The sequence below is a fragment of the Stenotrophomonas sp. YJH_SMC_131 genome (assembly GCF_059367975.1).
The window spans coordinates 196,012-222,183 of record NZ_JCAFRJ010000003.1; the positions used below are offsets into that span (position 1 = coordinate 196,012).

The 26,172-nt window shown below is 68.8% G+C and carries 19 protein-coding genes; 1 reads left to right on the forward strand and 18 read right to left on the reverse strand.

The features are described from left to right. Window positions 1-69: 69 nt before the first annotated feature. Window positions 70-798: a fimbrial biogenesis chaperone gene (locus AC5P56_RS08335; RefSeq protein WP_014645904.1), complete on the reverse strand. Its 729-nt coding sequence runs from the start codon at window positions 796-798 to the stop codon at window positions 70-72. 85 nt (window positions 799-883) lie between these two features. Continuing rightward, window positions 884-1,423 (reverse strand): fimbrial protein, encoded by a 540-nt coding sequence (locus AC5P56_RS08340; protein ID WP_014645903.1) that lies wholly within the window; start codon window positions 1,421-1,423, stop codon window positions 884-886. 459 nt (window positions 1,424-1,882) lie between these two features. On the opposite strand from AC5P56_RS08340, the gene AC5P56_RS08345 reads away from it, so the two are divergent. Further along, window positions 1,883-2,248 (forward strand): hypothetical protein, encoded by a 366-nt coding sequence (locus tag AC5P56_RS08345; RefSeq protein WP_014645902.1) that lies wholly within the window; start codon window positions 1,883-1,885, stop codon window positions 2,246-2,248. 16 nt (window positions 2,249-2,264) lie between these two features. Here the strand turns inward: AC5P56_RS08345 and pncB are convergent, their stop codons facing one another. The 16 genes from pncB to AC5P56_RS08425 all read right to left on the reverse strand — a co-directional run bounded on the left by pncB (window position 2,265) and on the right by AC5P56_RS08425 (window position 25,850). Then, complete coding sequence (gene pncB, locus AC5P56_RS08350; RefSeq protein ID WP_014645901.1) at window positions 2,265-3,446, reverse strand: nicotinate phosphoribosyltransferase; 1,182 nt, start codon at window positions 3,444-3,446, stop codon at window positions 2,265-2,267. A gap of 101 nt (window positions 3,447-3,547) precedes the next feature. Continuing rightward, window positions 3,548-4,387: a glycosyltransferase family 2 protein gene (locus AC5P56_RS08355; RefSeq protein ID WP_032962463.1), complete on the reverse strand. Its 840-nt coding sequence runs from the start codon at window positions 4,385-4,387 to the stop codon at window positions 3,548-3,550. Further along, window positions 4,384-5,235 carry a glycosyltransferase family 2 protein gene (locus AC5P56_RS08360; protein WP_046428748.1) on the reverse strand — a complete coding sequence of 284 codons (852 nt, stop codon included), beginning with the start codon at window positions 5,233-5,235 and terminating at the stop codon, window positions 4,384-4,386. Before AC5P56_RS08360 ends, AC5P56_RS08355 begins: the two co-directional genes overlap by 4 nt. Window positions 5,236-5,830: 595 nt before the next feature. Continuing rightward, window positions 5,831-8,038 carry a type II secretion system secretin GspD gene (gene gspD / locus AC5P56_RS08365; protein ID WP_014645898.1) on the reverse strand — a complete coding sequence of 736 codons (2,208 nt, stop codon included), beginning with the start codon at window positions 8,036-8,038 and terminating at the stop codon, window positions 5,831-5,833. 9 nt (window positions 8,039-8,047) lie between these two features. Next, window positions 8,048-8,836, reverse strand: coding sequence for a type II secretion system protein, XpsN-like (locus AC5P56_RS08370; protein WP_014645897.1), 789 nt, complete (start codon window positions 8,834-8,836; stop codon window positions 8,048-8,050). Further along, the gene (gene gspM / locus AC5P56_RS08375) at window positions 8,826-9,539 is read right to left on the reverse strand and encodes a type II secretion system protein GspM (protein WP_032957951.1); all 714 of its coding nucleotides are present in this window, start codon (window positions 9,537-9,539) and stop codon (window positions 8,826-8,828) included. The genes AC5P56_RS08370 and gspM overlap by 11 nt, the downstream gene beginning before the upstream one ends. Further along, on the reverse strand, window positions 9,514-10,659 hold the full coding sequence (locus AC5P56_RS08380) for a PilN domain-containing protein (protein WP_111205443.1): 1,146 nt from the start codon (window positions 10,657-10,659) through the stop codon (window positions 9,514-9,516). The genes gspM and AC5P56_RS08380 overlap by 26 nt, the downstream gene beginning before the upstream one ends. Further along, complete coding sequence (locus tag AC5P56_RS08385; RefSeq protein WP_046428741.1) at window positions 10,656-11,519, reverse strand: type II secretion system minor pseudopilin; 864 nt, start codon at window positions 11,517-11,519, stop codon at window positions 10,656-10,658. The genes AC5P56_RS08380 and AC5P56_RS08385 overlap by 4 nt, the downstream gene beginning before the upstream one ends. Next, complete coding sequence (locus tag AC5P56_RS08390) at window positions 11,516-12,148, reverse strand: type II secretion system protein J (RefSeq protein WP_100449328.1); 633 nt, start codon at window positions 12,146-12,148, stop codon at window positions 11,516-11,518. Before AC5P56_RS08390 ends, AC5P56_RS08385 begins: the two co-directional genes overlap by 4 nt. After that, window positions 12,145-12,564 carry a type II secretion system protein XpsI gene (xpsI, locus tag AC5P56_RS08395; protein WP_075076486.1) on the reverse strand — a complete coding sequence of 140 codons (420 nt, stop codon included), beginning with the start codon at window positions 12,562-12,564 and terminating at the stop codon, window positions 12,145-12,147. The genes AC5P56_RS08390 and xpsI overlap by 4 nt, the downstream gene beginning before the upstream one ends. Further along, window positions 12,561-13,055 carry a type II secretion system protein XpsH gene (gene xpsH / locus AC5P56_RS08400; protein ID WP_014645891.1) on the reverse strand — a complete coding sequence of 165 codons (495 nt, stop codon included), beginning with the start codon at window positions 13,053-13,055 and terminating at the stop codon, window positions 12,561-12,563. The genes xpsI and xpsH overlap by 4 nt, the downstream gene beginning before the upstream one ends. A gap of 6 nt (window positions 13,056-13,061) precedes the next feature. Then, complete coding sequence (gene gspG, locus AC5P56_RS08405) at window positions 13,062-13,505, reverse strand: type II secretion system major pseudopilin GspG (RefSeq protein WP_014645890.1); 444 nt, start codon at window positions 13,503-13,505, stop codon at window positions 13,062-13,064. A 49-nt stretch (window positions 13,506-13,554) separates the two neighbouring features. Continuing rightward, window positions 13,555-14,775, reverse strand: coding sequence for a type II secretion system protein XpsF (gene xpsF / locus AC5P56_RS08410; RefSeq protein WP_032956504.1), 1,221 nt, complete (start codon window positions 14,773-14,775; stop codon window positions 13,555-13,557). A 24-nt stretch (window positions 14,776-14,799) separates the two neighbouring features. Continuing rightward, the gene (gene gspE, locus AC5P56_RS08415; protein ID WP_032956506.1) at window positions 14,800-16,521 is read right to left on the reverse strand and encodes a type II secretion system ATPase GspE; all 1,722 of its coding nucleotides are present in this window, start codon (window positions 16,519-16,521) and stop codon (window positions 14,800-14,802) included. 136 nt (window positions 16,522-16,657) lie between these two features. Next, window positions 16,658-18,511 (reverse strand): S8 family peptidase, encoded by a 1,854-nt coding sequence (locus tag AC5P56_RS08420; RefSeq protein ID WP_014645887.1) that lies wholly within the window; start codon window positions 18,509-18,511, stop codon window positions 16,658-16,660. A 157-nt stretch (window positions 18,512-18,668) separates the two neighbouring features. Then, a complete protein-coding gene (locus tag AC5P56_RS08425) occupies window positions 18,669-25,850 on the reverse strand; it encodes an ESPR-type extended signal peptide-containing protein (protein ID WP_495231540.1) in 7,182 nt (2,393 codons plus the stop codon). Between the last annotated feature and the right edge of the window lie 322 nt (window positions 25,851-26,172).

Genomic DNA, 26,172 nt, shown 5'->3' on the forward strand with positions numbered 1-26,172 from the left:
TGACATTCCTTCAATTCGCCGCACGGCGGCGGTGGCGGGATGCGCAGGCCCATGGCCGGCGCGGCGCGTTCAGCCCCCGGTACTGCCGAGGCGGACCGTGTGCTCCACCCGACCGCCGTAATCGTTGATGGTGATGAAGCGCACCTGGTCGGAGCCCGCCGGTGCGGTGAACTCCAGGCTCTGCTTCGGCGCGACCATGGCGCCCTTGTCCTCGACGGTCTTCTCGCTGCTGCCGGTCACGGCATGCACTTCGGCCAGCGTGACGTGGAAGGGGCTGGGGTTTTCCACCCGCAGGCGATCGCCCGTGCGGGTCCAGCGCAACGCTGCCGGCGCGTCGTTGGCGACGCCCTTCAGGCCCTGCGGCCGGTAGAACAGTTTCAGGCGCGAACGGAACGCGACCTGCAGGTAATTCTGGTCGCCGCTGTCGGCGTTGTCGGGCGACGGCGGCACATCCAGCACGTTGAGCCAGAACACCGACTCACGGTCGGTCGGCAGCTGCGCACCGGAGAAGATCACGCGCAGCGCCTGGCTGCGGCCCGGCTCGACACGCGCGATCGGCGGCGTCAGTACAAACGGGGCGTCGCTGTTGTCGGCGGTCTGGTTGGCGTCGCCGCTGTCGATCCAGGCCTGGACCAGCGCCGGCGAATCGCCCACGTTGTCGACCTGCACGGTCACTTCGCGCGCCTGCGCCGGATAGATCACTCGCGTGCCGTTGACCACCACGCCGGCCAGAGCGTTCTGGCAGAAGGGCAGCGTGAACGCTGCCAGCAGCAGCGCCCGGGGAAAGATTGCTTTCATCGGAAGTACTACGCTCGAGGGGTGTGGCCAGGGGCCGCGAAGCACTGGCCGGCGCGTACGCCGGCCAATGCGGGTACGACGACGATCAGTTGTAGATGATCGTGTACTTGACGCTGCTGGTGACGTCGCCCGGGGTGGCGGCGGCAGTGGCGTAGTACTCAGCGTAGTAGTTCAGATCGGCCGAGCCGTCGGTGCCGACGGTGACCCACTGCGAGTTGGTCTGCGCCAGGCCAGCGCCGGCAGCCTTGATCGGCAGGAACTGGTTGTTCGAGCCCAGCAGCTGCAGCTGCACGTTGGTGGCAGCGTTGGCCGAGGCCTGGTTGACCAGGCGGCCGCTGTTGAAGTCGACGGTCGAACCCGGCTCGAAGTAGGTGGCGACGTTGCCGGCGCTGCACTTGGTCAGGTTGATGGCGAACGGGGTACGGCCCGCAACGGCACCGGCGGTGGCCAGGGTGTTCTTGGACACGGTCGGCAGGGTCACGGCGAAGTCCTTGCCGCCCGGGGTCGAGATGGTGCAGGTCTTGTCGGTCACCTTGCCATTGAAGGTGATGGTGCCGTCGGCGGCGTTGGCGGCCAGCGGAGCGGCGGCCAGCATCAGAGCGGCAATGAGGTTCATCTTGTGCATTCGCTTTTACCTAACCCTACTGAAGAGATGAGAAGTAGAGGAGGAAGCAAGGAGCACTGCCGGGCTAACAAGACCCATCCTTGCGTCTCACCTGTGGCCGGACTCGGACATACCTCTCCCTGAATCCGTGACGCAAGTATAGGCACAACTGTGATGAAAGTCTCATTATTTTTCTGAACGCCAATTCATTGACGCATTAAATGTGACGTGCTAGGCGAAATCACAGCCTCGGGGTGCGGGGGATTTGACGCGGGGCCCGGTCACGCTACAAACGACTGGAGATGTCGCATTGCGCGACGCGTTCGGCACGCGCGGAAACAGGCATTTTTCAGGGGGAATTTGGCTTCTTTGATGCGCATCACTCTTTCTTGGTGATGGCCCTAGCAGATTCGGAATCGTCCTATTAAAGGTTGATCGATCCTGTCGCTAACTAGGACACACCGAACCAGAGAACGTGTCATGAGGAACTCCATTCTGCTGTGCGTGGCCCTGATGTCCGTCAGTGCGCTGGCCCAGGCCAGCAGCGGCAGCATCCGTTTCAGCGGCCGTATCGCCGAGCCGGGCTGCACGACGAACCTGTCCCAGGGTGAGCTGAGCCTGGCGGCCTGCCCACCGTCGGCCAAGGGCTCGACGGTGGCCGTGACGGCACTGGCCGATGGCCAGGCGGCGACGCTGCGTGACGGCAAGCGCCAGGGCCAGAAGCTGTCGGTGTCGGCCAGCGCGATGCGCGCCGGCGATATCGCCTTCTCCGAGCGATACAGCGTGCAGGCTTCGAAGCAGCAGCCGCTGCAGGGCGCCTACCTGGTGGTCGTCGACTACCTGTAAGCCCTGCAGGCCGGTATTACTCCGGCTGCGGCAATTCGAACACCTGGCGCAGGTAGGCCAGGTAACCCGGGTCGTCGCACATGCTCTTGCCCGGCGAATCGCTGAGCTTGGCCACCGGCTGGCCGTTGCAGCGGACCATCTTGATGACGATGTTGAGCGGCGTCGGGCCGAGGTCATTGGTCAGGTGGGTGCCAACGCCGAACGCGACCTGGCAGCGACCGCGGAAGTAGTCGTACAGCCGCATCACCTTGGCGATGTCGAGCCCATCGCTGAACACCAGCACCTTGCTGCGCGGATCGACCCGGCGCTGCTGGAAATGCGCCAGCATGCGGTCGCCCCAGTCGAACGGATCGCCGGAGTCATGGCGCACACCGTCGAACAGCTTGCAGAAATACATGTCGAAGTCGCGCAGGAACGCGTCCAGGCCGACCACGTCGGACAGCGCGATGCCAAGATCGCCGCGGTACTCGCGCGCCCACGATTCCAGTGCTGCCACCTGCGAATCACGCAGGCGCGGGCCGAGCGCCTGGAACGCCTGCAGGTACTCGTGGGCCATGGTGCCGTGCGGGGTCATGCCATACAGGCGCGCGAAGTGGACGTTGCTGGTACCGACCAGCTGCGGGCCGAGCGCGTCGCGCAGCAGCGGCAGCAGGCGGGCATGCCAGTCACGCGAGTAGCGGCGGCGGCTGCCGTAGTCGGCGATGCGGCAGTGCTCGAAACCGGGGGTATCGCGCAGCAGCGCGGCCTTGGCCTGCAGGCGGCGCTCGCCTTCGGCGAAGTCGGCCGTGGTGGTGTTGCGGAACCAGACTTCGTTGATGATCGCCAGCAGCGGCACTTCGAACAGGATGGTGTGCAGCCACGGGCCGGTGATGTCCAGCTCGATCTCGCCGGGCACGGCCGTCGACGCACGCAGCTGGATGTACTTGCGGTCCAGATGGAACAGGCCGAGGAAATCGGCGAAGTCCGGCTTCACGAAGCGCAGGCCACGCATGTAGTCCAGTTCCGCGTCGCTGAAACGCAGGCTGCACAGGTGGTCGATTTCCTCATCGATCTGGGCGATGTAGCTTGCCAGGTCGATGCCGGGGGTGCGGCACTTGAACCGGTACTGCACCTGGGCGCCGGGGTGCTGGTGGAGCACCGCCTGCATCATGGTGAACTTGTACAGGTCGGTGTCGAGCAGGGACTGGATGATAGGCATGGGGCGGATTATGCGCCCGGCGGAGTGAACCGTGGGCGCGGCGAGTGGAGCCACACCATGCGTGGATGACCCTTTCCATGCAGCCGAGCGTGGGCTCGGCTCTACAACGACCTGCGCAGCAGGCGCGGCACCAGCATCAGCGCATGCACCCAGATCGCAGCCCATACCGCCGCGCGCACCGGCAGCGAACGCTGCCTGGCCTCGAACTTCTGGAAGTAGCGCCACAGCCCCCTGTGCTTGTGCCATTCCACGAAGAACGGCCGCGAGCGGCTGGAGACACCGCGCACATGGGTAACCTGCAGGTCGTTGGCGATCGCTACCACCGCGCCGGCTTCGCGCGCGCGCCGGCACAGGTCCAGGTCCTCGGCGTGCAGGCGATAGCCCGCGTCCCAGCCACCGATACGGTCGAACAGCGCGCGCGGCATCATCAGCAGTGCGCCGGACAGTGCCGGCACCCGCTGCAGTGCCTGGTGCGGCTCACGCGGAACCGCCAGCTTCGAGCCCTTGCCGGGCGAACGCAGCATCCTCAGGAAATCCGGGTCGCGGCGGCGCACCGCCTCGTCGGCATGGCCATGCTCGTCCACCTGTTCAACGCCCAGCAGGCAGTCGCCCAGCGCTTCGGCGCGGGAGCGCAGTTCGGCCAGCGTGTCCGGCTCGACCATCAGGTCCGGGTTGATGAAGGCCAGCCACGGGCTGTGCGAGTCGGCCACGCCCTGGTTGTTGGCGGCGGCGAAGCCGGGATTGTCCGGGTTGCCGACGAAGCGCACGCGTGGATCGTGGCTGGCATGCCGCTGCACGATGTCCAGGGTGCCATCCAGCGAACCATTGTCGATCACCCGGATCTCGGCCACATCCTGCGCCTGGCGCAGGCGCGAGAGGCAGGCATCGATGGTGCTCCCACTCTGGTAAGTGACGACGATGGCGGCGATGGCAACATTCAAACGGGAGGCTCCGGCACTGACGGGACGAACAGGTCGCCCTGTTCCTTCGGCATTATCGCCTGCCGCATGCGCTGCTGCAGGTCGGCGCGCAGCCCGTGCAGCGGGTCGTGCATCAGGAAATCGGCCAGCCGCGGTACCCAGGCCGGCCAGCGCGCGGCCAGGGCCTCCAGATCGCCATCGCGGCTGACCGCCTCCCCTGCCCGGCTGACGAAGGCGGTCTCGCACAGCACGTTGCGCCAGCCAAGGCCGGCCATGCGCAGGCTGAGGTCGACCAGTGCCGCGTTCCAGCCAGCGTAGCTGTCCACGTCCAGGCCGCCGGCGCGACGGCGCGCGTTGCCGCGCACCAGCACCGCGTGGGTGACCGCCGATGGCAGCTCCGGGTGCAGCGTCGGCAGCGTCGCGCAGGTGTGCGCCAGCAGGACCGGGTCCTGCGGCTCGGGATTGATCTCGCCCAGCCGTGGCCACGCGGCGGTCTCGCCGGCATTGCACCAGGGGGTTGCGGTGGCGATCGCGGCATCGCGGGCGAAGGCATCCTGCAACTGCTGCAACCAGCCGGGTGATGGCACGCTGTCCGGCGCCAGCACGGCCACGTCCAGGCCATCGCAGGCGCGCAGCATCTCGTCCAGATGGGCGACTTCGCCCAGTGGCCGCGCGCGCCGGGTGTACTCGGCCTGCAGCGGCGTATGCGCCAGCCAGTGTTCCACCACCGCCTGCGCGCGTGGCCCGGTCTGTGCGTCATCGGCCAACCAGACCGCGGTCCCTGGCGCCGTGCCGGCATCCAGCGCGGCCAGGCAGCGGTCGAGTGCGGCATCGTCCACGCACAGCGGCAACAACACGATCGCCCCCATCCCGCCTCCGTGGTTGTCGGTGGCCACAGCGTAGCACCGGGAGGGTATCGGCCGGGTTGCACCCGGCACCCGCGGAGGCTGGAGCTGGAGCCGAAGCAACAGCAGAAGCCGGCTATCCGTGGGATGGCGGGGGGGGTCCGGTTGCGGGGGACGCTGCAAGTACGTCCATGTAAGCTCGGTCGCCGCATCCATGCGGCTCACGCCCCCGCAACCAGACCCACCCCGCCTTCGACAGATTTCTGCGATCTGTCGGCAAAGCCTGGGGTCAGATCCGTTTTCCAGAGGAAAACGGATCTGACCCCATTTTCTGATTTCGAAATCTGACAGACAGTCATCCACGCATGGCGTGGATCGTGTCGACCAAGGTCGACACCTACCAACAGCCGCGGGAGTCTGTCAGAGGTGGGTCGGCGTGGGGTGGCAGGACCGTTGGCGCCATGGATGGCGCCATCGAGCCCCCAGGGACGGGTTTACGGCGTGTCCTGCCACCCCACGCCGACCCACCCTCCCTCAGTAAACCCGCTGTTGCTGTTGCTTTGGCCGTTGCCGTTGCTCCGGCCTCGGCGGGTGCCGGGCGCCGCCCGGCCGTAACCCCTTACTTCTTCGCGCGCGGCTGGTTCAGCGGCTCCATCGCGCGGAAGCGCTTGCTGTACTCGTCGGTCAGGTTGCGCGATTCCTGGCTGTTGCGGACGATGGTCGGGGTCAGCAGCACGATCACTTCCGAACGACGGCTGGTGCGGGTCTTCTGCCCGAACAACGCACCGACCACCGGAATCCTGCTCAGCCCCGGGATGCCGCTGCTGCCGTCGGTGGCCGAATCGGTGATCAGGCCCGCCAGCATGATGGTGTCACCGCTCTGCACCGCCGCTTCGGTAGACAGCTTCTTGGTCGAGATGCGCGGGTTGCAGTTGCGCTCGGTCGGGTTGCAGGCCTCCGGCACGTCCGAGGCGCTGCTGACTTCCTGCACGATGTCCAGGAACACGGTGCCGTCGCGGGTCACGCGCGGGCGCACCTTGAGGATCACGCCGGTGTCGATGTACTGCACCGAGCTGTAGGTGCTGGTGCCCACGCCGGTGTTCACCGTGGTGGTGTTGATCGGCACCTTGTCGCCGACGTTGAGCGTGGCCTCGGCGTTGTTGCGGACGAACACCGACGGCGTCTGCAGCAGGCGCAGGTCGGTCACCTTGTCCAGTGCACTGACCACCGCGGCCGCGTTGTGGCCGGTGAAGGCCCAGCCCACACCGTCATTGCCGGTGACGCCGCCGGCGAAGGTGTTCCACGAACCACCTGCAGCCGGCGGCAGGGTCAGGCCCGCCAGGGCTCCGGTGAGCGCGCGACCGGCCACGGCATTGTCGAAGAACCAGTTCACGCCGTACTTCAGGTCACCGGTCAGCGCGACTTCGGCCACCTGTGCCTCGATGTGCACCTGCAGCGGCATCACGTCCAGTTTCTCGATCACCTCGCGGATCGAGCGCCACGCCTGCGGCGTCGAGCGCACCAGCAGGGTGTTGGTTTCCTCCACCGCCGACACGCCGACGCGGTCGCCCTCCACTTCCAGGCTGACACTGACGTTGCCGGGCTGGCGCTGCGGCAGGTTCAGGCTGCCATTGCTGCTGCCACTGCCACTACCACTGGTTCCGCCCAGCGTCGAACCCAGGTTGCTGCTGCTGTTGTCCATGCCACGGTCGCCGTCGCCGCCCAGCTGCGACGGAATGGCGCCCGGTGCCAGCGAGGCCGGGCTGGAGCCGCCGCGGTTGCCACTGCTGGCGAAGGCCTCGCTGAGGCGCTCGGCCAGGTCGCGCGCCTTGATGTAGCGCAGCTCGTAGGAGAACAGGCGGGCGCTGCCACCAGCGGTGTCGATGCGATCCAGCCACTGCTGGATCTGGTCCAGGTAGCGCACCTGCGGCGTGATCACCAACACCGCGTTGGCATTCTCCAGCGGCAGGAAACGGAACATGCCGGCGCTGGGCGTCTTGCTCTCTTCGCCGAACACCTTTTCCAGGTCGGCCGCGACCTGCTCGGCCTTGCCCGACTGGATCGGGAACACGCCCACCGACATGCCCGACAACCAGTCGACGTCGAAGATCTCGACGGTGCGCAGGTAGTTTTCCAGTTCCGCGCGGGTACCCCCCAGGGTGATCACGTTGCGGCCACTGTCCACGTTGACGATGGCGTTGGGGCGCGCGTACGGCTCCAGCACCTTCTTCATTTCGGTGGCGGAGATGAACTGCAGCGGGACCACACGGACTTCGAAGCCGCGCGCGCTGGCCGCGGGTGCCGTGCTTGGCGCGACCGTGCCGGCCAGCGCCTGGTCGGCGGCGACGATGTTGTAGCGCCCACCGCTGTAGACCATCCGCGCGTTGTTCCAGCCCAGCACCATCTCCAGCAGGTTCAGTGCCTGCGCCGGCGATACCGGCTTGGGCGTGGCCAGGGTGACCGTGCCCTGCACGCCTGGCGCGATCACGTAGTTCTGGCCAAGCATGTCACCAAGGATGGCCTTGACCACCGCATGCAGCGATTCGCCTTCGAAGTTGAAGGTCGCCTCGCCGGTACTGGCACCGTGCAGCGCCGGTGCCGGCGCACGCGCGGCCTCGCGGTTGATCATGGTGCCGGTGCCGCGGCGGATCACCGCCTGCGGTGCCCCCTGGCTTTCACGGGCGGCATCGGCAGCGACATCGGCCGCCTGGCCGGCGTCGGCGCTGGGCGACAGATTGCCGTTGCGCTGCACGTGCGGCGCGGACACCGTACTGCAGCCGACCAGCAGCGCGAGGGCAAAGGACCAGGGAAGAAAACGCAGGTTCATGCATTCACTCTATCGGTTGGTGCCATCGCCCGGGGGCGGCGACGGTTGTTGCTGCTGTTGCTGCAGCTGGCGGCGGCGGGCCTGGATGCGCTCGCGGATGGCCTGCATCTGCGCTTCACTGGGACCGTTGTTGTTGGCCGGTGGGGTTGTTGCAGCGGCCGCCGCAGGCGCTGGTGCATTGCCAGCGGGCGACGGCGATGGGATTGCCGCGGGCGGTGGCGGCGCCGGCGGAGCGCCCGCCGAGGGCGGCACCACGATCGCACCTGCAGGCGGTGCGCCGTTGGCACCGCGCAGCACCGTCGGCGGCTCACCGCCCTGGCCGTTGAACACCGCCAGTTCCAGGACCTGGTTGCCACCGGGGCCGATCACCGTCGCCTGGCGCGGCTGCAGCGCCACCAGCTGCCAGCCATCCACGGCTTCGCCGTTGAGGCGCAGGCGCAGCGAGCGGTTCTGTTCGGTGGTGAACGTGGCCATGCCGAAATCGCCGGTCAGCAGCACACCGGTGAGGCGCAACGCGGCGCTGGCCGCCGGTTCGCTGCCACCCAGCAGATAAGGCCGCGGCCTGCGGTCTTCGGCGAACAACGGGCGCTCACCGATCGCGCTGTAGCTGTCGGCGCTGGCCATGCGCTCGGCCGCCAGCGGCGGCAGCGATGGCAGCGATGGCGCGGCGTCGGCATCACCGCCGGCACCCGGCAGCTGGCTGCCCAGCCCGAAGCCGGTCGCCAGCCAGACGGCGGCCGCCCAACCGGCCAGCGCCAGCAGGAAGCCGGTACGCAGGCTGATCTGCTCAAGCTTCATCGGCCACCTCCTGTCCTTCGGACGGGGGCGCCGGCTGCGGCGCAGGTGCGGCCTCGGCCGGCGACGCGGACGGTGCCGGTGTCGCAGCAGGCGCCGGAACCGTGCCATCGGCGGCAGCGCCCGGCAGCAGATAGCCGGCCAGCTCGAAGGACACGTCCAGGCCCAGCCCCGATTCGTTCGGTGATTGCTGGAAGCGCTGCGCGATCAGGTTGAGGTTGTCGACGAACAGGCGTGGGCTGCCGGTTTCCAGGCTGTGCAGCACGGTGGCCAGTTCGGCCACCCCGCAGCGCAGGCGCACCTGCATGGCGACGCGCACGAACTCGGCGTCGCGCCGGTTGTCGGTCAGCGGCGTGCGGTTGCTGATGGTGCAGCTGCGGTTGCCCGGGCTGGCCATCGCCACCGCATCCTGCAGCCGGGCGCCCAATGCAGCGGCGGCAGCTTCTGCAGTGGCTTCGCGCAGGAAGCCTGGCCGCTGCTGCAGTGCCTCGCGGGTAGCGCGAAGGCGCTGTTCGATCTGCGGCTGCTGCTGCAGCTGCGCCTGCACGCGCGACTCGCGTTCGCGCAGGGCGGCGACATCGGCATCGATCGCACGCAGCGGCTGGGTGAACCAGGGGTGCACCAGCAGCAGATAGGCCAGGCCCAGCACTGCCAGCAGCAGTGCCAGCGCCAGCCAGCGGTCACGGCGTGCGCTTGGCATCGGCATCGGCCGCCTCCGGGGTTGGTGCGGCGGCCGGCAACGGCTGCAGTTCGGCGGTCATGGTGAAGCGGTCGCGGCCACTGGCCGCGCCATCGGCCTGCAGCACCCCGGTCAGGTTGACCTTGCGCCACTGCGGTGCGTCCTGCAGCAGCTGCACCAGCTGCGACGCCTCGCGGCTCAGGCCGATCAGCTGCAGGTTGTTGTTCTCGATCGCCAGCTTCTCCAGGTAGGTACCTTCCGGGAGGCGCCGGGTCAGTTCGTTCCAGATTTCAACGGTGCCGGCGCGCTGGCTGCGCTGCTTCTCCAGGAATGCGGCGCCATCGATCAGCGCCTGCAGCTGCGCGCGTTCGCTGGCCACACCTCGCGCACTGCGCGCGCTGCGCTCGACCTGTGCACGCAGCTCATCGGCGGCGGCCTGGCGGTTGTCGAGCAGCTGCACCGCGGCCAGTACCAGCATCACGACGGCAGCCACTGCCAGCAGCAGGTTCCAGCGTCGCATCGGGTCTGGCCGCAGTTGGCGCTGCGCGGGAGGCAGCAGGTTCACCTGCAGCACGTTGCCCTGCGCATCGATGGCATCGACGCCCGCCAGCGCATCGGCCCATGGGCCCACACTGGTGCGCCATGCGTCCAGCTGCCGCAATGGCCACGCCACCAGTTCGACCTGCAGCTGGCCCTCGCCGCCCGCGCCGAGCTCACGCACGTCATAACTGACCTGGGATGATTCGAACGGGGTCTGCCGGTCGATCTCGAAACCGACCACGGCGCGCAGGCGGTCGGCCGCTGCGGCAGGCAGGCGCAGGCTACGCCGCAGGACGTCCGTCGCCGGCAGCAGCCACACCCGCGGCAGAGTACGCAGGCGAGGCTCCAGCACGCGGTCCAGCTCCACCGGCGACAGCGGCCACGGCAGGCGCGCCACCGCTTCGCGGCGTTCGCCGGCTTCACGCCAGACCTGCAGCTGGTCGCCCTCGTGCAGCAGCAGCAGGCGTGCCTGGCCCCAGCCCAATGCCCATTGCCAGCGCACCGGCACCCAGGCCAGCAGCGACTGCCGCCACCAGCGCAGGAAACGGCCGGCGCCCGGGCCGATCCGGCCCTGCACCTGCCGCAGACTGTCCTGCCACGCCGTCATCTTGCTGTCATTCCCTGCTCCCAGCGAAGCACTGTGTAAGTCCGCCCGGGAACCCCGCCCGAGCCACTGCGTACCACTGCCTGCAACACCGACCTGCGTCCACTGCCGTCGATGGCACCGGACTCGATACTATAGGTGCCGCTGCTGCTGGCAAGCGTTGTCGTGCCGCCAGCGGAATCTGCATCACGCTCCTGCTGTGCGCGCTGCGCCATCACACTGTCCGCATCCAGGCCCAGCGCGGTCAGCACCGGCGCGCTGGCGAACTGCGGATCCGGCCGTGCCTGGCGGCTGTAGAGGGTCAGGTGCGGCAGCATCGCCCGGTACAGGGGTCCGCGCATGCCCAGGACCCGCTGCAGCTCGCCCAGGGTCTCGAAGCGCTTGTTGCGTGGGCCGTAGGGCAATCCGGCTGCGGCGTAGTCCGGCGCTTCGGCGCCACCGCCCGGTTGCAGCAGGCTGTCCTCGTCGCGCCAGTCGATGATGGCGCCGGCCAACTGCCGGGCCTGTGCATCGTCTTCGCCCAGCGCCTTGAGGAAGGCGGTCAGCAGTGCGGCGTCGGCCAGGTTCAGGTTGATCTTGCCGTTCTCGTCCAGCACCTTGATCTCGATGCTGGCGTCGTCGAACTGCCAGCGGTAGGTACGGCCATCGGCACGCCAGGGCGCCCGTTGCGGATCGGCTGACAGGCGCAGGAGGGCATATTCGAGGCCGGCGCGCGCACGTTCCTGCCCGCGTGCATCGTCATCCAGCACGCGCTGCTGCAGGTGCTCGACCCGTGCGCTCAGCGCGAACGCACCGACCAGCGCCGTCATCAATGCGATCAGCCACAGCACCAGCACCAATGCCGCCCCGCGCTGACGGCTCATCGCGTGCCTCCACTGCCACCGGCACGCAGCGCCACCACCAGTGGCGGCCACGGCGCGCCCCGGGATGGCACGATCTGGATTTCCACCAGCATCGGCAGGCGGCGGGTGTCATCCCAGCGCGGCAGCCAGTCGGTCACCTGCCCGGTGCCGGCATCGATGCCGCGATAGCGCAGCTGCACCGACTTCAGGTTGTCCACCAGCACCTCTGGCGGGCGCGGCGGATTCTCGGCGATGCGCTCGCCTTCCTGCAGCAGCACGAGGTCCAGCAGCAGGCGCTGTTGGCCACCGCGTCCGTCCACCTGCAGCGCGTGCAGGTAGGGGCCGCCACGGCCGAGGTAACCGGGCAGGTCGGCGGCGAACAGCATGCGTTGCTCCTCGCCCTGGAAGAAGATGGGTTCGCGGGTGGGGTCCGGGGCCTCCAGCGGGGTGCGCAGTGCACCCGCCAGCTGCCTGCGCAGCAACGACTCGACCGCGCGCATGCGTTCGCTTTCAGCGGCGATCTGCTCGCCGCGCTGGCTGACCGCCATCGCCGAGCGCACGCTGGCAAAGGCCAGTGCCAGGCCACCGGCCAGCAGCACGGTGGCCAGCATCACTTCGACCAGGGTGAAGCCCGCGGCGCGCCGCTTCATCGCGCGTTCTCCAGGTCGGGCGGCAACAGGCGCAGGCTGCGCCAGTGCAGTTGTTCGCGCTCGCTGTCGCCCCAGCGCACCCGCAGCTGCAGCTCGGCCAGCCATGGGGTGCCCGCTGACGTGGCCTGCACGACGTTGCCGGCGCGTGGCTCGACCCACGGCTGGACCTGCAGCTCCCAGTGATAGCGCCCCTGTTCCCAGTCACCCTGCTGGCTGCCCACCTGCAGCGGCGCGTCGACACCGGCCTGGGCCAGCAACGACTGTGCATGCAGCACCGCACGCGTGCGCAGCTCGGCGTCACGTACCTGCTTCGCGCCACCGGACAGGCTGCCCAGCAGCAGGGTCAACGCCAGGCCCAGCAGGGCGAAAGCGACGATCACTTCCAGCAGGGTGAAGCCACGCGCGCGCCGCTTCATTGCGCCCGCCAGGGGCCGGAGCGGACCTCGCCGGTCAGCCAGCCGACGTCGACGCGCCATTCGGCACCGTCGCGCTGCAACCGGATACGGCCGCCGCTGGAGCCACCATCGGGATGGAACTCGATCACGCCCTGCCCCGCCGCGGTGGCCAGCTGTGCGGCACCTTCGAACTGCACCTGCAGCTGTGCCGGCACCTCACCGTGGCGCTGGTTGGCCCCCTCCCAGCGGCGCCGTGCCGGTTCGATCACGAAGCGCTGCGGTTCGCCGCGGGCGATCGCCTGCGCGCGCACCATGCGCAGCTGGCTGGCGATGTCCTTGCCGGCGCTGCGCAGCTGCATGCCGGCGAACCCGCGCGACAGGCCGGCGGCGGTGATCAGGCCGATCGCCGCGATCAATGCGATCACCAGCAGCATTTCCAGCAACGACAGTCCAGCCGCGCGCCTGCCGTGCAGGCGCGGGCGTGGCAACCGGCGCGGCAGGAAGTGCGTCATGCGCGGTTACGGCTGGTAGCGGATGTCAGCGTCGACGCTGCTGCCGCCAGCCTTGCCATCCTTGCCCAGGCTGACCAGCTCATACGGCTGGCCTTCGCCCGGCGCCCGGTACTCCAGTGCGTGGCCCCACGGGTCATTCAGGTCGGCGGGCTTGGCGTACGGGCCGAGCCAGCCGCCGACACCGGCCGGCGCCGTCACCAGGTCGTTGAGCGTGGCCGGCAGCTTGCCGGTGTCGATCTGGTAGTTGTCGATCTTGGAGGCGACGGTCTGCACCTGCGCCTTGGCGATGTTGGCCTTGCCACGGTCGGCGCCGCCCAGCACGCGGCTGGCGACCAGGGTGAGCACCGCGCCGATCAGCACGATGACGATGATGATTTCCAGCAGGCTCATGCCCGACTGGTTGCGCGCGGCGGTGAAGGAAAGGCGGATCGGTCGGCGACGGGCAATCATGGACGGTCCTTTCAGTTGCGGAGTATCGGGGTTGCAGGGAGTGCCATCGTCAACCGATGGCATTGGTCAGGTCATACAGCGGCACCAGCACGGCCACGATCACCGCGCCGACCACCGAGGCCAGCACCAGGGTGATCGCCGGCACCATCGCCGCCAGCATGCGGTCGATGCGCCGGGCGCTGTCCTGTTCGAAGGTGTCGGCGGCCTTGAGCAGCATGGTATCGAGTGCGCCGGATTCCTCGCCGACCTGGATCATCTGCAGCGCCAGGCGCGGGAACCGCTTGCCGCGCGACAGGGCCAGCGACAGGCCGGCGCCGTTCTTCACTTCATCGGCGGCCGTTTCGACGTCAGCGGCCAGGGCGCGGTTGCCCAGCACGTTGCGCGCGATGCCCAGTGCCCCCAGCAAGGGGACGCCGTTGCGCAGCAGTGTGCCCAGCGTGCGCGCCAGCCGGGCGGTTTCCAGCTCGCCGATGAGGCGACCGATGCCACGCCGCTGCAGCAGCCAGCCATCCAGCGCCAACCGGAACGCCGGTTGCCGCGCCTTGCGCTCGAAGAACAGCACCAGCACGCCGGGCACCACCAGCAGCAGCACCCACCAGTCACGCACGAACAGGCCCAGCTGCAGTACCGCGTTGGTGAACCACGGCAGCGCCACGTCCAGGCTTTCGTACATCTGCGCGAACTGCGGCACCACGTAGCCGAGCAGGAACAACAGCGCGCCACCGACCACCACCAGCAGGATCGCCGGGTAGACCAGCGCGTTGATGACCTTGCCCTGCAGCGCGCGGCTGCGCTCGAGGTAGTCGGCCAGGCGTTGCAGGGTTTCATGCAGGCTGCCACCGGCTTCGCCGGCGCGCACCATGTTCACGTACAGGCGCGAGAACAGCCCATGCTGGCGCTCCAGCGCGGTGGACAGCGGTGCGCCACCGCGCACCACGTCGCGGATGTCGGTGATCGCGCGGCGCGATCGTTCGTCCTCGGGCAACCCCAGCAGGATCGACAGCGCGCGGTCCAGCGGCTGGCCGGCACCGAGCAGGGTCGCCAGCTGCTGGGTGAACTGCAGCAGGGCGGCGCCCTGCAGCGGGCGCTGCTGCAGCAGGTTGCGCCAGCTGCTGCCGCCGATCGCGCCGGCGTCGGCCAGCTGCGTCTCCATCGGCAGGTGGCCCTGGTCCTGCAGGCGCGCGATCAACTCGGCCTCGCTGGCCGCTTCCATCTGCCCATCGAAGACCTCGCCATGCGGATTGAGCGCCTTGTAGCGATAGTTCGGCATGTCAGCCCCGGCGTCCTGCACGCATCAGCTTTCCTCGGTCACGCGCAGCACTTCCTCGATGGTGGTCTGCCCGCTCAACGCCTTGGACAGGCCATCCTCGTACATAGTGCGCATGCCGGCCTCGCGGGCGATGCGCTCGATCTCGCCCATGCCATCGCGGCGCATCACCGCACGGCGCAGCGCATCGTTCATCACCAGGAATTCCATGATGGTGGTACGCCCCAGGTAGCCGGTCGGCGCCAGCGCAGACGGCTTCGGGCGGTACAGGTGGATCGGCCCTTCCGGCTGCAGGCGGCGCAGTTCGAACCGCTCGATCTCTTCCGGCGAGGCTTCGTAGCGCTCGGCGTGGGTCGGCTCCAGCCGGCGTACCAGGCGCTGGGCCAGGATGCCGTTGATGGTGGACGTGAGCAGGTAGTCCTCCACGCCCATGTCGAGCAGGCGGGTGATGCCACCGGCGGCGTTGTTGGTATGCAGGGTGGACAGCACCAGGTGGCCGGTCAGCGCCGACTGGATGGCGATGCGCGCGGTTTCCAGGTCGCGCATTTCACCGATCATGATGATGTCCGGATCCTGGCGCACGATGCTGCGCAGGGCATTGGCGAAGTCGAGGCCGATCTGCGGCTTGGCCTGGATCTGGTTGATGCCTTCGATCTGGTATTCCACCGGGTCTTCGACCGTGATGATCTTGACGTCGGCGGTGTTGAGCTGGCTCAGCGCGGTGTACAGCGTGGTGGTCTTGCCCGAGCCGGTCGGGCCGGTGACCAGCAGGATGCCATGCGGCTGTTCCAGCACCTTGCGGAACTGCGGCAGGAAGGCATCGGTGAAGCCGAGCCGGTGGAAATCGAACACCACCGTTTCGCGGTCCAGCAGGCGCATCACCACGCTTTCGCCATGCGCGGTCGGTACCGTGCTCACGCGCAGGTCCAGCTCCTTGCCCTGCACGCGCAGCATGATGCGGCCGTCCTGCGGCAGGCGGCGCTCGGCGATGTTGAGCCGGGCCATGATCTTGATGCGGCTGATCACCGCAGCGGTGAGGTTGGCCGGCGGGCTTTCGCCCTCCACCAGCACGCCATCGACGCGGTAGCGGACCTTCAACCGGCTCTCGAACGGTTCGACATGGATATCCGAAGCGCGCAGCTCCACCGCACGCTGGATCACCAGGTTGACCAGGCGGATCACCGGTGCTTCCGACGCAAGGTCGCGCAGGTGCTCGATGTCGTCGACCGCACCGCCCTCGCCATCCGCGGTTTCCACGATCGCGCCCATCGCGCTGCGGCCCTGGCCGAACCAGCGCTCGACCAGGTCATCGATCTCCGCGCGCATGCCCAGCACCGGTATCACCGGAACCCCAAGGGCCAACTGCACGGCCTGCTGTGGATAGGCGTCGTGGGCATCGGCCAGCCACAGCCGCACCCCGTGTTCATCCAACTCCAGCGGGCACACATGGAACTGCTTCAGGAAGCGCAGCGACAGCGGAAGTCCCTCGGCCAGCGCCTGCGGCGGGGCCTCCGGCACCTGCTTGCCCTCCAGCAGCGGCAGGCCCAGCACCTCAGCGCTGGCCTGTGCCTGGTCGCGTTCAGACACCAGGCCCAGGCGCACCAGCAGGCCCAGCAGACTGCCGCCGGCCTCGGCATGCAATGGCCGCGCGCGTGCCAGGTCTCCTTCCTTGAGCCGACCGCGCGCCAGCAACGCATCCAGGATGCGGCCTTCGGCGTCGTCGGTAACGGTTGCAGCGAGCGCGTTCACGTGACTCTCCTGTCAATCGGCCCGACTTTAGCAGTTAAGCCGTGATTTCCGCCGCCCTGCGGCCACCTTTCGTAAAAAGACGAAGCCCGTCACACAGGGTGACGGGCGTCGGCCGTTCAACTACGACACGAGGTGATTACTGCGTGGCGAGAATGCTCACGCCGTTGTATGCCGCTTCGCCCACCACCTTGATGTAATAGGTGCCCGCCACCGGCTTGTTCACCCGCACCGTTTCGGACGTGCCGGGACGGGTCGACTTGCCGTCGTTGTCGCTGGCGCTCGGCTCACGCCCTTGGGCAATGTAGACCGAGACGTTGCCGGTGCCACCGTAGGTGATCACGCTGAGCTGCTTTCCGGCAACGGCTTCGAAGCTGTACAGCTTGCTGCTGCCGGCAGCACCGTTCAGGCCGCCGACTGCGGCCTTGTTGGTCAGCGGCGTGGCCACCGGCCCGCAGTTTTCGGTGCACGGTTCTTCCAGTGCCTTGGCCAGCGCGGCCTTGGCATCAAGGATGCCGGTACCGATCGGGGTCGCCGCCGGGATGGCGACCGGGAACGGACGCGCCGTTTCCTTCAGCAGGGTACGCATCGCGGCCGGGGTCAACGGATCCTTGCCCTTGGCGATCAGTGCGCTCTGCACCAGTGCCGCAACGGCGGCCACATGCGGCGAGGCCATCGAGGTACCGCCCATGCCCATGTAGCCCGGCGTGCCCGATTCCGGCGTGGTGGCCGCATTGGAGCCGGTCTGCCAGATGTAGCCGCCCGGGTTGCCGTCGACACTGCCGCCACCGCCCGGACCGGACAGGTCCACGCGGGCTCCATAGTTGGAGTAGTAGGTGATGCCACCGGTGATGCGGGTGGCCCCCACGGTCACCACGCCTTCGCAGCTGGCCGGCTGGTACTTGGACGCGTTGTCGGCTTCATTGCCGGCAGCCACCACCACCGTGGTACCGCGCGAGATCGCGCCGTTGATCGCGTCCTGGTAGGTGCTGGCGCAGGAACCACCGCCCCCCAGGCTCATGTTGATGATCTCGGCCGGATTGGTGTTGGCCGGGATGCCGGTCACGGTACCGCCGGAGGCCCAGGTCACCGCATCAGCGATGTCGGACAGGTAGCCGCCGCACTTGCCCAGCACGCGGACCGGCAGCACCTTGGCCTTGTAGGCGACACCGGCCATGCCGACGCCGTTGTTGGTCTGCTCGGCCACGGTGCCGGCGACGTGGGTGCCGTGCCAGGAACTGTCGTCGGCCAGCGAGCCGTCATAGCACTCGTTGTCGTTCTCGACCCAATCACCGTAGTCCTGCGCACCCGGCACGCGATCGTTGGTCGGGCGCCGCGAGGTCTCCGCATCGCTGATGAAGTCGTAGCCTTCCAGCAGGTTTCCGACCAGGTCCGGATGCTGCGGCAGGACGCCGGTATCGATCACTGCCACCACGATGCCCTCGCCCTGCGAGACATCCCACGCCGCCGGTGCGTTGATGCCGCCGACCGCATTGTGCAGATGCCACTGGTTCTGCTGGTAGAAGGGATCGTTCGGCACCAGCGCCGGCTGCACGTTGCCGGCACGCAGTTCGCTGCGGCGCAGCTTCACGTCGGCTTCGGCGTACTGCACCGACGGATCGGCCTTCAGTTCCTTCAGCACGCGCTGCAGTTCGGCCGGTGCCAGGCGGCCCTGCACACGGATGAGGTCCGCACCGGTAGACAGCTTGCGGACCACCTGCGGGCCGAGCGTGCTGGCGCGTGACGTGCCGCCGGAGAGACTGGCACGGGTCAGTGCGGACTGCACGGTGGACAGCTTCGCCGAGCGGTCGGTGGCGGCAGCAGCGCCGGCCCGGTACTTGACGATGATGCGCTCGGTACCCGGCTGGGCGGTGCTGGCCTGGCGCACCGGTTCACGGGTCGGCAACCCGGCGGCGTGGACGGCACCGACCGCCGTCATCGACAGCACGGCGGCGGCAAGCACATTGATGCGAAGGTTCTGCTTCTTGATCACGTCGAATTCCTCTTCTGGGTCATGGATCGAACCAACACTGCGGCCATCATTCCTTGACGACTCCCGGCCGGCCCAGCCGGGATTGCCGTGACCTCCCCCCAGGCCCTCACTGCAGGTACGGCGCCGGCGTGGGTGGCCGCCGGCGCGATGGAGTGGCTTACCAGCCGAAGCCGGCACCGACGCCGACCGAACTGTCGTCACTGCTGAAGGCGCCGCCGAAGGTGACCGTGGCGCGATCGCTGATCGCACGCTGGTAACCCAGCGACAACGCCGACTCGCCACCCTGGAAACCGATGCCGACGCCGACACGGTTCTGGGTGCGGATACCGGCGGCACTGGTAGCCATGTTGAGCATCGCTGCGCTCATCGCGCCCTGGCGGTCGATGCGGCGGTCCATGTGGCGCAGGCGTCCGTCGATCTCGCCCTTGAACACATCGAAGCTGTCGGCAACGGCCTGGACGCGGCTGTCGGTGTAGCTGTTCGCCGTCGCCATGCCACGGTCCAGCTGGCCCTTGTTGACGGCGTCGGTGGCGGTGGTGCCGGCGGCGACGTTGGTGACCTGGCGTTCGTTGCCTTCGCTGCCCACCGAGACCGTGTTGGCACGATCGGCAACCGAGCCCTGGCCCAGCGCCACGGCATTTGCCGCCGTTGCACTGGCGCCCTGGCCGATGGCCGTGGACGAAGCGCCGCTGGCTACCGCGCCATCGCCCATGGCCACGGCGTTGAAGCCGGTAGCCGGGGTGCCGACCGGAATGCCCGCCCCCGCCGCGGCCACCGTCGGCGTGCCCTGCACGCGTGCGGTACTGGCCGGCGCGGCATCGGCCGTTGCCGGTGCGTCGGCCACGCTGGCCAGCGGGCTTTCATCCAGCGAAGCACTCATTGCGCGCAGGCTGGACGCGCCTGCTCGCGTGCCACCGGCAGTGCGACGGTCAATCTCACTGACCTTGCGGTCCAGCGCGCCCAGCGCATCGCCGACATTGCTGTAGGTGGCGCCCTGGATCACGTAGTTCGGCGCCACGAACACGCCCTGCATGCCGACGCTGGCACCACCGCCGAGGAAGCTGGCGGCATCACTGAGCGACTGGAACAGCTGACCGCCATTGATCGCCTGGCGGCTGCCGGCGGCGATGTTGCCCGCGCCGACGTTGTCGATGGTGGTGCCCTGGAAGCCAGACAGGGTCAGGCGGTCACGGCTGGCGTCGTCATAGCCGACGGCGCTGGCCGCCGTGGTCTCGACCGTGGCGATGCGCGAGTCGAAATCACCGACACGGGTTTCCACGGCGCCCACGCGCTGGTTGGTGACGTTGAGCTGCGAGCCGGTGACCGCGTCGCTGCTGCCGGCGGCGATGCGGCCGTCGGCCACATTGACGATGCGGCGCGCGGCCGGGCCATCGGTGCCGTTGCCACCACCGACCGACACCACGTTGGCATCGAGCGCACGCGAGCCCGCACCCAGTGCCACCGAGTTCGCACCGGACGCGCCGGCACTGTTGCCCAGTGCAAGCGCACCGTTGCCGATGGCCATCGCGTTGGCACCCAGCGCATTGCTGCGTGCGCCGCTGGCACTGGCGGCCGAACCGATCGCTGCGGCATCGCTGCCGCTGGCACTGGCGGTACCCGCGCCGCTGGCCTTGACGTAGCGTGCGGTGCCATCGGCGGTCGCCGCGACCGCATCGAGCTGGCCACGATTGACTGCATCGGTGCGCTCGGTACCGGCGGCGACACGGGTGATCTGACGATCACTGCTGGCACTGCCGACCGACACGGTGTTGGCACGATCAGCCACCGAGCCTGCGCCCAGTGCGATGCTGCCGGCCGCCGAAGCGTTGGCACTGACACCCACCGCGGTAGCGTTCGCACCGGTGGCCTTGCTGCCGTAACCCACCGCAGTACCCAGTCGACCACTGGCTTCGGCGTAGCTGCCCAGCGCCGAGGCGCCATCGGCCGAGGCAGTGGCGCGGAAACCGCTGGCCTGCGACTGCGTGCCGCTGGCCGTGGCCTGCGCGCCGCTGGCGGTGCTGTAGGCGCCCTTGGCCTGGGCGCCTGCGCCGGTAGCGCTGGCGCCGAGTTCACTGGCGCGGGCAGCGCTGCCCACGGCCACGCTGTCGACACCACTGGCCTGTGCGTTGGTACCCAGTGCCGCCGCGTTGCTGCCGGTCGCCAGGGCGTCGGCGCCTACCGCCGTGGCGTTGGCGGCCATCGCGTTGGCGCCACTGCCCAGCGCGGTGGCACCGTTGCCGATGGCGTTGGACGCGTTGCCGGCGGCCAAGGCGTTGTCACCGTCCACCAGGGCACCGGCCTCGCCATCGGCATTGCCGCTGGCCTGGAACTGGCGGCTGGTCCTGTCGGCGACGCTGGCAACGGCATCCAGCTGGCCCTTGTTCACCGCGTCGGTGGCTTCGGTACCGGCTGCCACATGGGTCACCTGGCGTTCGCCACCGGCCTTGCCGACGGCCACGGTGTTGTCACGGTCGGCCTTGGAGCCGGCACCGAGGGCGACACTGTTGCTGCCGTTGGCGGTGGCGTTGGCGCCCAGGGCCGTGGCATTGCTGCCGGCGGCCCACGAGTTCCAGCCGATTGCCGTGGCGTAGTCTTCGGTCGCCCATGCGCCGGCACCGAACGCCGCCGCACCGGTGCCACTGGCACGCGACGGGATCAGGCCGAAGAAGGTGCTGCCACCGATGGCCACGCTCTCCTCGCCGCTGGCCTCGCTGGACTGACCCACCGCCACGGCACCGGTACCGGCTGCAGCAGCACCGAAGCCGACGGCGGTCGTGTTGGCACCACTGGCCGCCGAGCCGTAGCCCAATGCGGTGCCGAGGCGTCCACTGGCCTCGGCATAGCCACCGACGGCAGTGGTGCCATCGGCAGAGGCGGCACTACGGAAGCCGCTGGCCAGGGCCTGCGTGCCGCTGGCGTTGGATTCGGTGCCGGTTGCCGTGCTGTACGCACCGCTGGCCTGTGCACGCGCACCGACCGCGCTGGCACCGAGCTCGCTGGCGCTGGCACCGGTGCCGAGCGCAAGGCTGTCTTCACCGCTGGCCTGCGCTGTGCTGCCCAGCGCCGCCGCATTGTTGCCGGTGGCCAATGCATCGATGCCCACGGCCGTGGCGTTGGCCGCCAGCGCGTTGGCACCGCTGCCCAGCGCGGTGGCCCCGTTGCCGATGGCGTTGGCCGCATCGCCGGCCGCCAGCGCGTTGTCGCCCTCGACCAGTGCCCCTGTTTCGCCATCGGCGTTGCCGCTGGCCTGGAACTGCCTGCTGGTCTTTTCCGCTGCGGCGGCTACGGCGTCGAGCTGGTTCTTGTTGACCGCATCATTGCCCTGCGTGCCATCAGCCACGTTGGTGATCTGGCGGGTGTTGCCACCGCCGCCGACCGACACGGTGTTGTCGCGGTCGGCGATCGAATCGGCACCCAGCGCCACGCTGTTGGCAGCGCGCGATTCGGCGGCGTTGCCCAGCGCGGTGCTGTTGATGCCACCGGACCAGGCGCCGCCACCGACGGCGGTGGAGTAGTTGCCCGATGCTTCGGTGGCCAGCACGCCGAACAGCGATCCGCCGACGGCGACGCTGTTGGTGCCGGTGGCCAGGCTGCCCTGGCCAGTGGCGGTGCTGTAGGCACCGGAGGCTTCCGAATCACCGCCCAGCGCCACGCTGTTGGAGCCGGAGGCATTGGCGAAGTTGCCGAAGGCCGTGGCATTGAAGGCCGAGGCCTGTGCATAGCCACCGATGGCGGTGCTGTAGCCGCCGGTCGCCTCGGCACCGATGCCGAACGCTGCCGACGCGGTGCCACTTGCGACACTCTCGCTGCCGACCGCGGTGGCGCCGCTGCCACTGGCATTGCTGAAGTACCCCACTGCCACCGCCTCCTCGCCGGAGGCTTCGGACAGCACGCCGGTCGCGGTGCTGCCAGCACCGCTGGCGATGCTGGCCGCACCGAACGCCGCACTCTGCTCGCCACTGGCCTCGCTTTCCGCACCCTGCGCGGTTGCGTATTCAGCGGTCGCCTGTGCATTTGCACCGACCGCGCTGGCGTTGGCGGCGCTGGCCAGGGCGTTGACGCCCAGTGCCTGCGCATTGCTGGCCAGCGCGTTGGCGCCACTGCCGAGTGCGGTGGCCCCGTTGCCGATGGCGTTGGCCGCATCACCGGCGGCCAGCGCGTTGTCACCGTCCACCAGTGCACCGGCCACATCACCGCCGTTGCCGCTGGCCTGGAAGAAGCGGCTGGTGGTGGCTGCCGCGCCCGCCACGGCATCCAGCTGCGCCTTGTTCACCGCGTCGGTGGCCTGGGTACCGGCGGCGACGTTGGTCACCTGGCGTTCGTTACCGGTGCTGCCGACCGAAAAGCTGCGGGCGCGGTTGGCGACCGAGCCGGCGCCCAGTGCGACGGCGTTGCTGGCGCTGGCGTTGCTGCCGGCACCGAGCGCGATCGCGCTTTCACCACCGGCCACCGTGTTGGTGCCGATGGCGATGCTGTTGAGGCTGTTGCCCAGCGCCTGGAAGCCGAGCGCCACGCTGTTGTCGCCATAACCGAATGCGCCGCGACCGACGGCGGTGGAGCTGGTGCCGTTGGCCCAGCTGTTGTAACCGATGGAGGTCGCACCACTGCCACTGGCCCAGGCCGCGTTGCCAAATGCCGAGGCATTGGTGGCCGTTGCCCAGGCGCCGGAACCGAACGCACTCGCCCCGCTTGCGGTAGCCCAGCTGTAGCCACCGACGGCGGTGCTGTCGTCACTGCTGGCGAAGGCGCTGTCGCCAACCGCAACCGCGTAGCTGCCGGTCGCACGCGACTTGCCGCCGGCCGCGAAGCTGTTGTCTCCGCTGGCCCTGGCGGCGTTGCCGAACGCACTGCTGGCAGCACCGGTCGCCTGCGCACCACTGCCGACCGCTGTGGCGTCGGCGACGGCAGTGGTGCCGACCTGCTGTGCCGTACCGTCGGCACCGATGATCGGCTGGTTGTACTCGTCGTAGGCCTGGCCGAGGCCACCGATGGCAACACCACCATTGCCGGTGGCGTTGCTGTTGCGACCCACCGCCACGGCGTCGTCACCGATGGCCGAGGCTGCTGCGCCCTGTGCAACCGCGCCGGCGCCGATCGCATTGCTCGACGAACCCGCCGCAACCGCACCTTCGCCCTCGGCCAATGCACCCGCATCGCTGCCTGCTTCCGGCTGGGCCTGGAAGAAGCGCGCTGTGCTGTCGGCGGTGCTGGCCACCGCGTCGAGCTGCGCCTTGTTCACTGCATCGGTGGCTTCACTGCCCGCGGCGACGCTGGTGATCTGCCGTTCGTTGCCGGCGCTGCCCACGGCCACGCTGTTGGCACGCACCGCTTCGGAGTTGGCGCCGAGCGCAACGCTGTTGGCACCGCGTGCGGTGGCGTAGTAGCCCACGGCGGTGCTCTGCGCGCCGCTGGCCCAGGTCTGCGCGCCGAGCGCGCTGGCGTTCTCGCCCGGTGCGTAGGCGAAGTAGCCGACCGCAGTCGCTTCGGCGCCGGACGCTTCGGTCAGGCTGCCGTTGGCCACCGCGCGATCACCGCTGGCGATGGCGCCGGCGCCGACGGCGGTCGACGCTTCGCCGCTGGCCTGGGTCTGCACGAAGAAGCCCAGGCCTGGAATCAGATCGGCCGGGCCGCCGATGGCCACGCTGCTGGTGCCGGTGGCGTTGCTCTGCGTACCCAGCGCGGTGGAGTAATCACCGATGGCATTGGCAACCGCACCGAACGCGGACGACTGCGCGCCGGCGGCATATGCGCCCACGCCAAAGGCAGACGCGGCGAAACCGCCGGCCTCGGCACTCGCACCCACCGCAGTACCACCGACACCGGCACTGGTGGCGCCGGTTTCCACCGGCACGCCGCCACTGGTGATCAGCGGATTGCCATCGGCATCCACCGCAGCACCACCGACGGCGACGCTGCCTGGGCCGTTCGCCTGTGCATTGTTGCCGAACGCGGCGCTGTTCTGACCTGAGGCCAGTGCGTTGTTGCCAACGGCGGTGGCGTTCTGCGCGACGGCGGTCGCACCGGCGCCCACGGCCGTCGCACCCTTGCCGATCGCATTGGCGGCCTCGCCAGCCGCCAGCGCCTCGTCGCCCTCGGCCAATGCACCCGCATCACTGTTGCTGCTGCCCGTGGCCTGGAAACGCTTGGCGGTGGCATCGGCCACGGCGGCGACGCCCTTCAACTGGCCGACGTTGACCGCGTCGGTGTCTTCGGTGCCCGCCGCGACGCTGGTGATCTGCCGGGTCAGGCCGTATTCGGCGGCGCCGACCGACACGGTGTCGACACGGTCGGCCAGCGAGCCGGCGCCCAGCGCCACGCTGCCGGTGGCGACCGCAGCGGCGTTCGAACCCAGCGCGGTGCTGTATTCACCGACGGCGGTGCTGAACGCACCCACCGCGATCGATGCTTCGTTGGCGGCAGTGGCGCCGCGGCCCAGTGCGGTGCTGCCCGGGCCCATCGCCACGGCACCACCGCCGACGGCCGTCGCGCCATCGGCAGTGGCTTCGGACAACGCACCGAGTGCGGTGGCCGCGCCGTTCTCGCTGGCTGCGTACGCGCTGGCGCCGACGGCTGTATCGCCAAGCCCGAACGCGGCCGCGCTCTGCCCGACCACCACGCTGGCATCGCCGATCGCCAGGGCGCCCTGGCCGAAGGCACTGGCGCCGAGACCGGCGGCAATGGCCTGGGTTCCGATGGCGGTGGTGGCGTTGGCCAGCGCCTGTGCACCGGCGCCGGCCGCGACTGCGCCCTGCCCCTCGATCTTCGCCGCGTCGCTGTCATCGCCTGCGCCGTCGGCCTTGAAATAGCGGTTTCCATCGGCGGCGACATCAGCCAGCGCGGCCTGCGTGGCGCGCGCCTGCGCGTCCAGCTGCGCCTTGTTCACCGCATCGGTGCCCTGCGTGCCAGCAGCCACGTTGGTGATCTGCCGCTCCTTGCCGGCATCGCCGATGGACACGGTATTGGCCCGCGTGGCCTTGGAGCCAGCGCCCAGCGCCACGCTGTTGGCGGCGCTGGCATTGCTGTTGCTGCCGATCGCCACCGCGTTGCTGCCCTTGGCCGTGGCCGAGCCTTCGATCAGGCACTTTTCCAGCAGCTTGCCGCTGAATGCAACGCAGGTGGCGCTGCCGCCGATCTGCACCGACTGTGCCGTCGCGCTGCCGCTCATGCCCAACCCCAATACCAGGCCCAGTGCCACCGCCAGCAGTGCGGGCGTGGCCTGTGTCGCATCGCGGCGCTGGTCGACGACCCCGCCACTGCTGCTGTCGGAGGAGGCCAGTTCCGAGGCCACCACCAACTGACCCAGTGCTTTGTTCCAGACCTTGCGATAAATCCGATTCATCGGTACGGCTCCTGATTGGACTGGTTTTGGGCAAAGCAACGCCACCGCTGGGCTTTCCGGCCCAACGTCCCCTGGGGGCGTTTATTCGCGTGATTTACTGCGGGGTATTGCCGAACGGCGCGCAGCGACAGAAAACCGAGCGCGTGCGCCAACCGGTTACTGCGAAATGAATGATTCTGAAACGGGGTTCAAGTGTTAACGGCAACTTTGCAGATCGTCAAGACTTTGACACGACAAATCCTATTGCCGTGAAGCAGTTCACTATTTCACGTGTTTATAAAGGCATTTTGTTAGACATACGTGACGAACTGCTGGCGCATGA

What these genes read in the sequence shown, in the direction of transcription:
- AC5P56_RS08335 (WP_014645904.1), bottom strand. Translation starts at nt 798, where the DNA reads ATGAAAGCAATCTTTCCCCGGGCGCTGCTGCTGGCAGCGTTCACGCTG.
- AC5P56_RS08340 (WP_014645903.1), bottom strand. Translation starts at nt 1,423, where the DNA reads ATGCACAAGATGAACCTCATTGCCGCTCTGATGCTGGCCGCCGCTCCG.
- AC5P56_RS08345 (WP_014645902.1), top strand. Translation starts at nt 1,883, where the DNA reads ATGAGGAACTCCATTCTGCTGTGCGTGGCCCTGATGTCCGTCAGTGCG.
- pncB (WP_014645901.1), bottom strand. Translation starts at nt 3,446, where the DNA reads ATGCCTATCATCCAGTCCCTGCTCGACACCGACCTGTACAAGTTCACC.
- AC5P56_RS08360 (WP_046428748.1), bottom strand. Translation starts at nt 5,235, where the DNA reads ATGGGGGCGATCGTGTTGTTGCCGCTGTGCGTGGACGATGCCGCACTC.
- gspD (WP_014645898.1), bottom strand. Translation starts at nt 8,038, where the DNA reads ATGAACCTGCGTTTTCTTCCCTGGTCCTTTGCCCTCGCGCTGCTGGTC.
- AC5P56_RS08370 (WP_014645897.1), bottom strand. Translation starts at nt 8,836, where the DNA reads ATGAAGCTTGAGCAGATCAGCCTGCGTACCGGCTTCCTGCTGGCGCTG.
- gspM (WP_032957951.1), bottom strand. Translation starts at nt 9,539, where the DNA reads ATGCCGATGCCAAGCGCACGCCGTGACCGCTGGCTGGCGCTGGCACTG.
- AC5P56_RS08380 (WP_111205443.1), bottom strand. Translation starts at nt 10,659, where the DNA reads ATGACGGCGTGGCAGGACAGTCTGCGGCAGGTGCAGGGCCGGATCGGC.
- AC5P56_RS08385 (WP_046428741.1), bottom strand. Translation starts at nt 11,519, where the DNA reads ATGAGCCGTCAGCGCGGGGCGGCATTGGTGCTGGTGCTGTGGCTGATC.
- AC5P56_RS08390 (WP_100449328.1), bottom strand. Translation starts at nt 12,148, where the DNA reads ATGAAGCGGCGCGCCGCGGGCTTCACCCTGGTCGAAGTGATGCTGGCC.
- xpsI (WP_075076486.1), bottom strand. Translation starts at nt 12,564, where the DNA reads ATGAAGCGGCGCGCGCGTGGCTTCACCCTGCTGGAAGTGATCGTCGCT.
- xpsH (WP_014645891.1), bottom strand. Translation starts at nt 13,055, where the DNA reads ATGACGCACTTCCTGCCGCGCCGGTTGCCACGCCCGCGCCTGCACGGC.
- gspG (WP_014645890.1), bottom strand. Translation starts at nt 13,505, where the DNA reads ATGATTGCCCGTCGCCGACCGATCCGCCTTTCCTTCACCGCCGCGCGC.
- xpsF (WP_032956504.1), bottom strand. Translation starts at nt 14,775, where the DNA reads ATGCCGAACTATCGCTACAAGGCGCTCAATCCGCATGGCGAGGTCTTC.
- AC5P56_RS08425 (WP_495231540.1), bottom strand. Translation starts at nt 25,850, where the DNA reads ATGAATCGGATTTATCGCAAGGTCTGGAACAAAGCACTGGGTCAGTTG.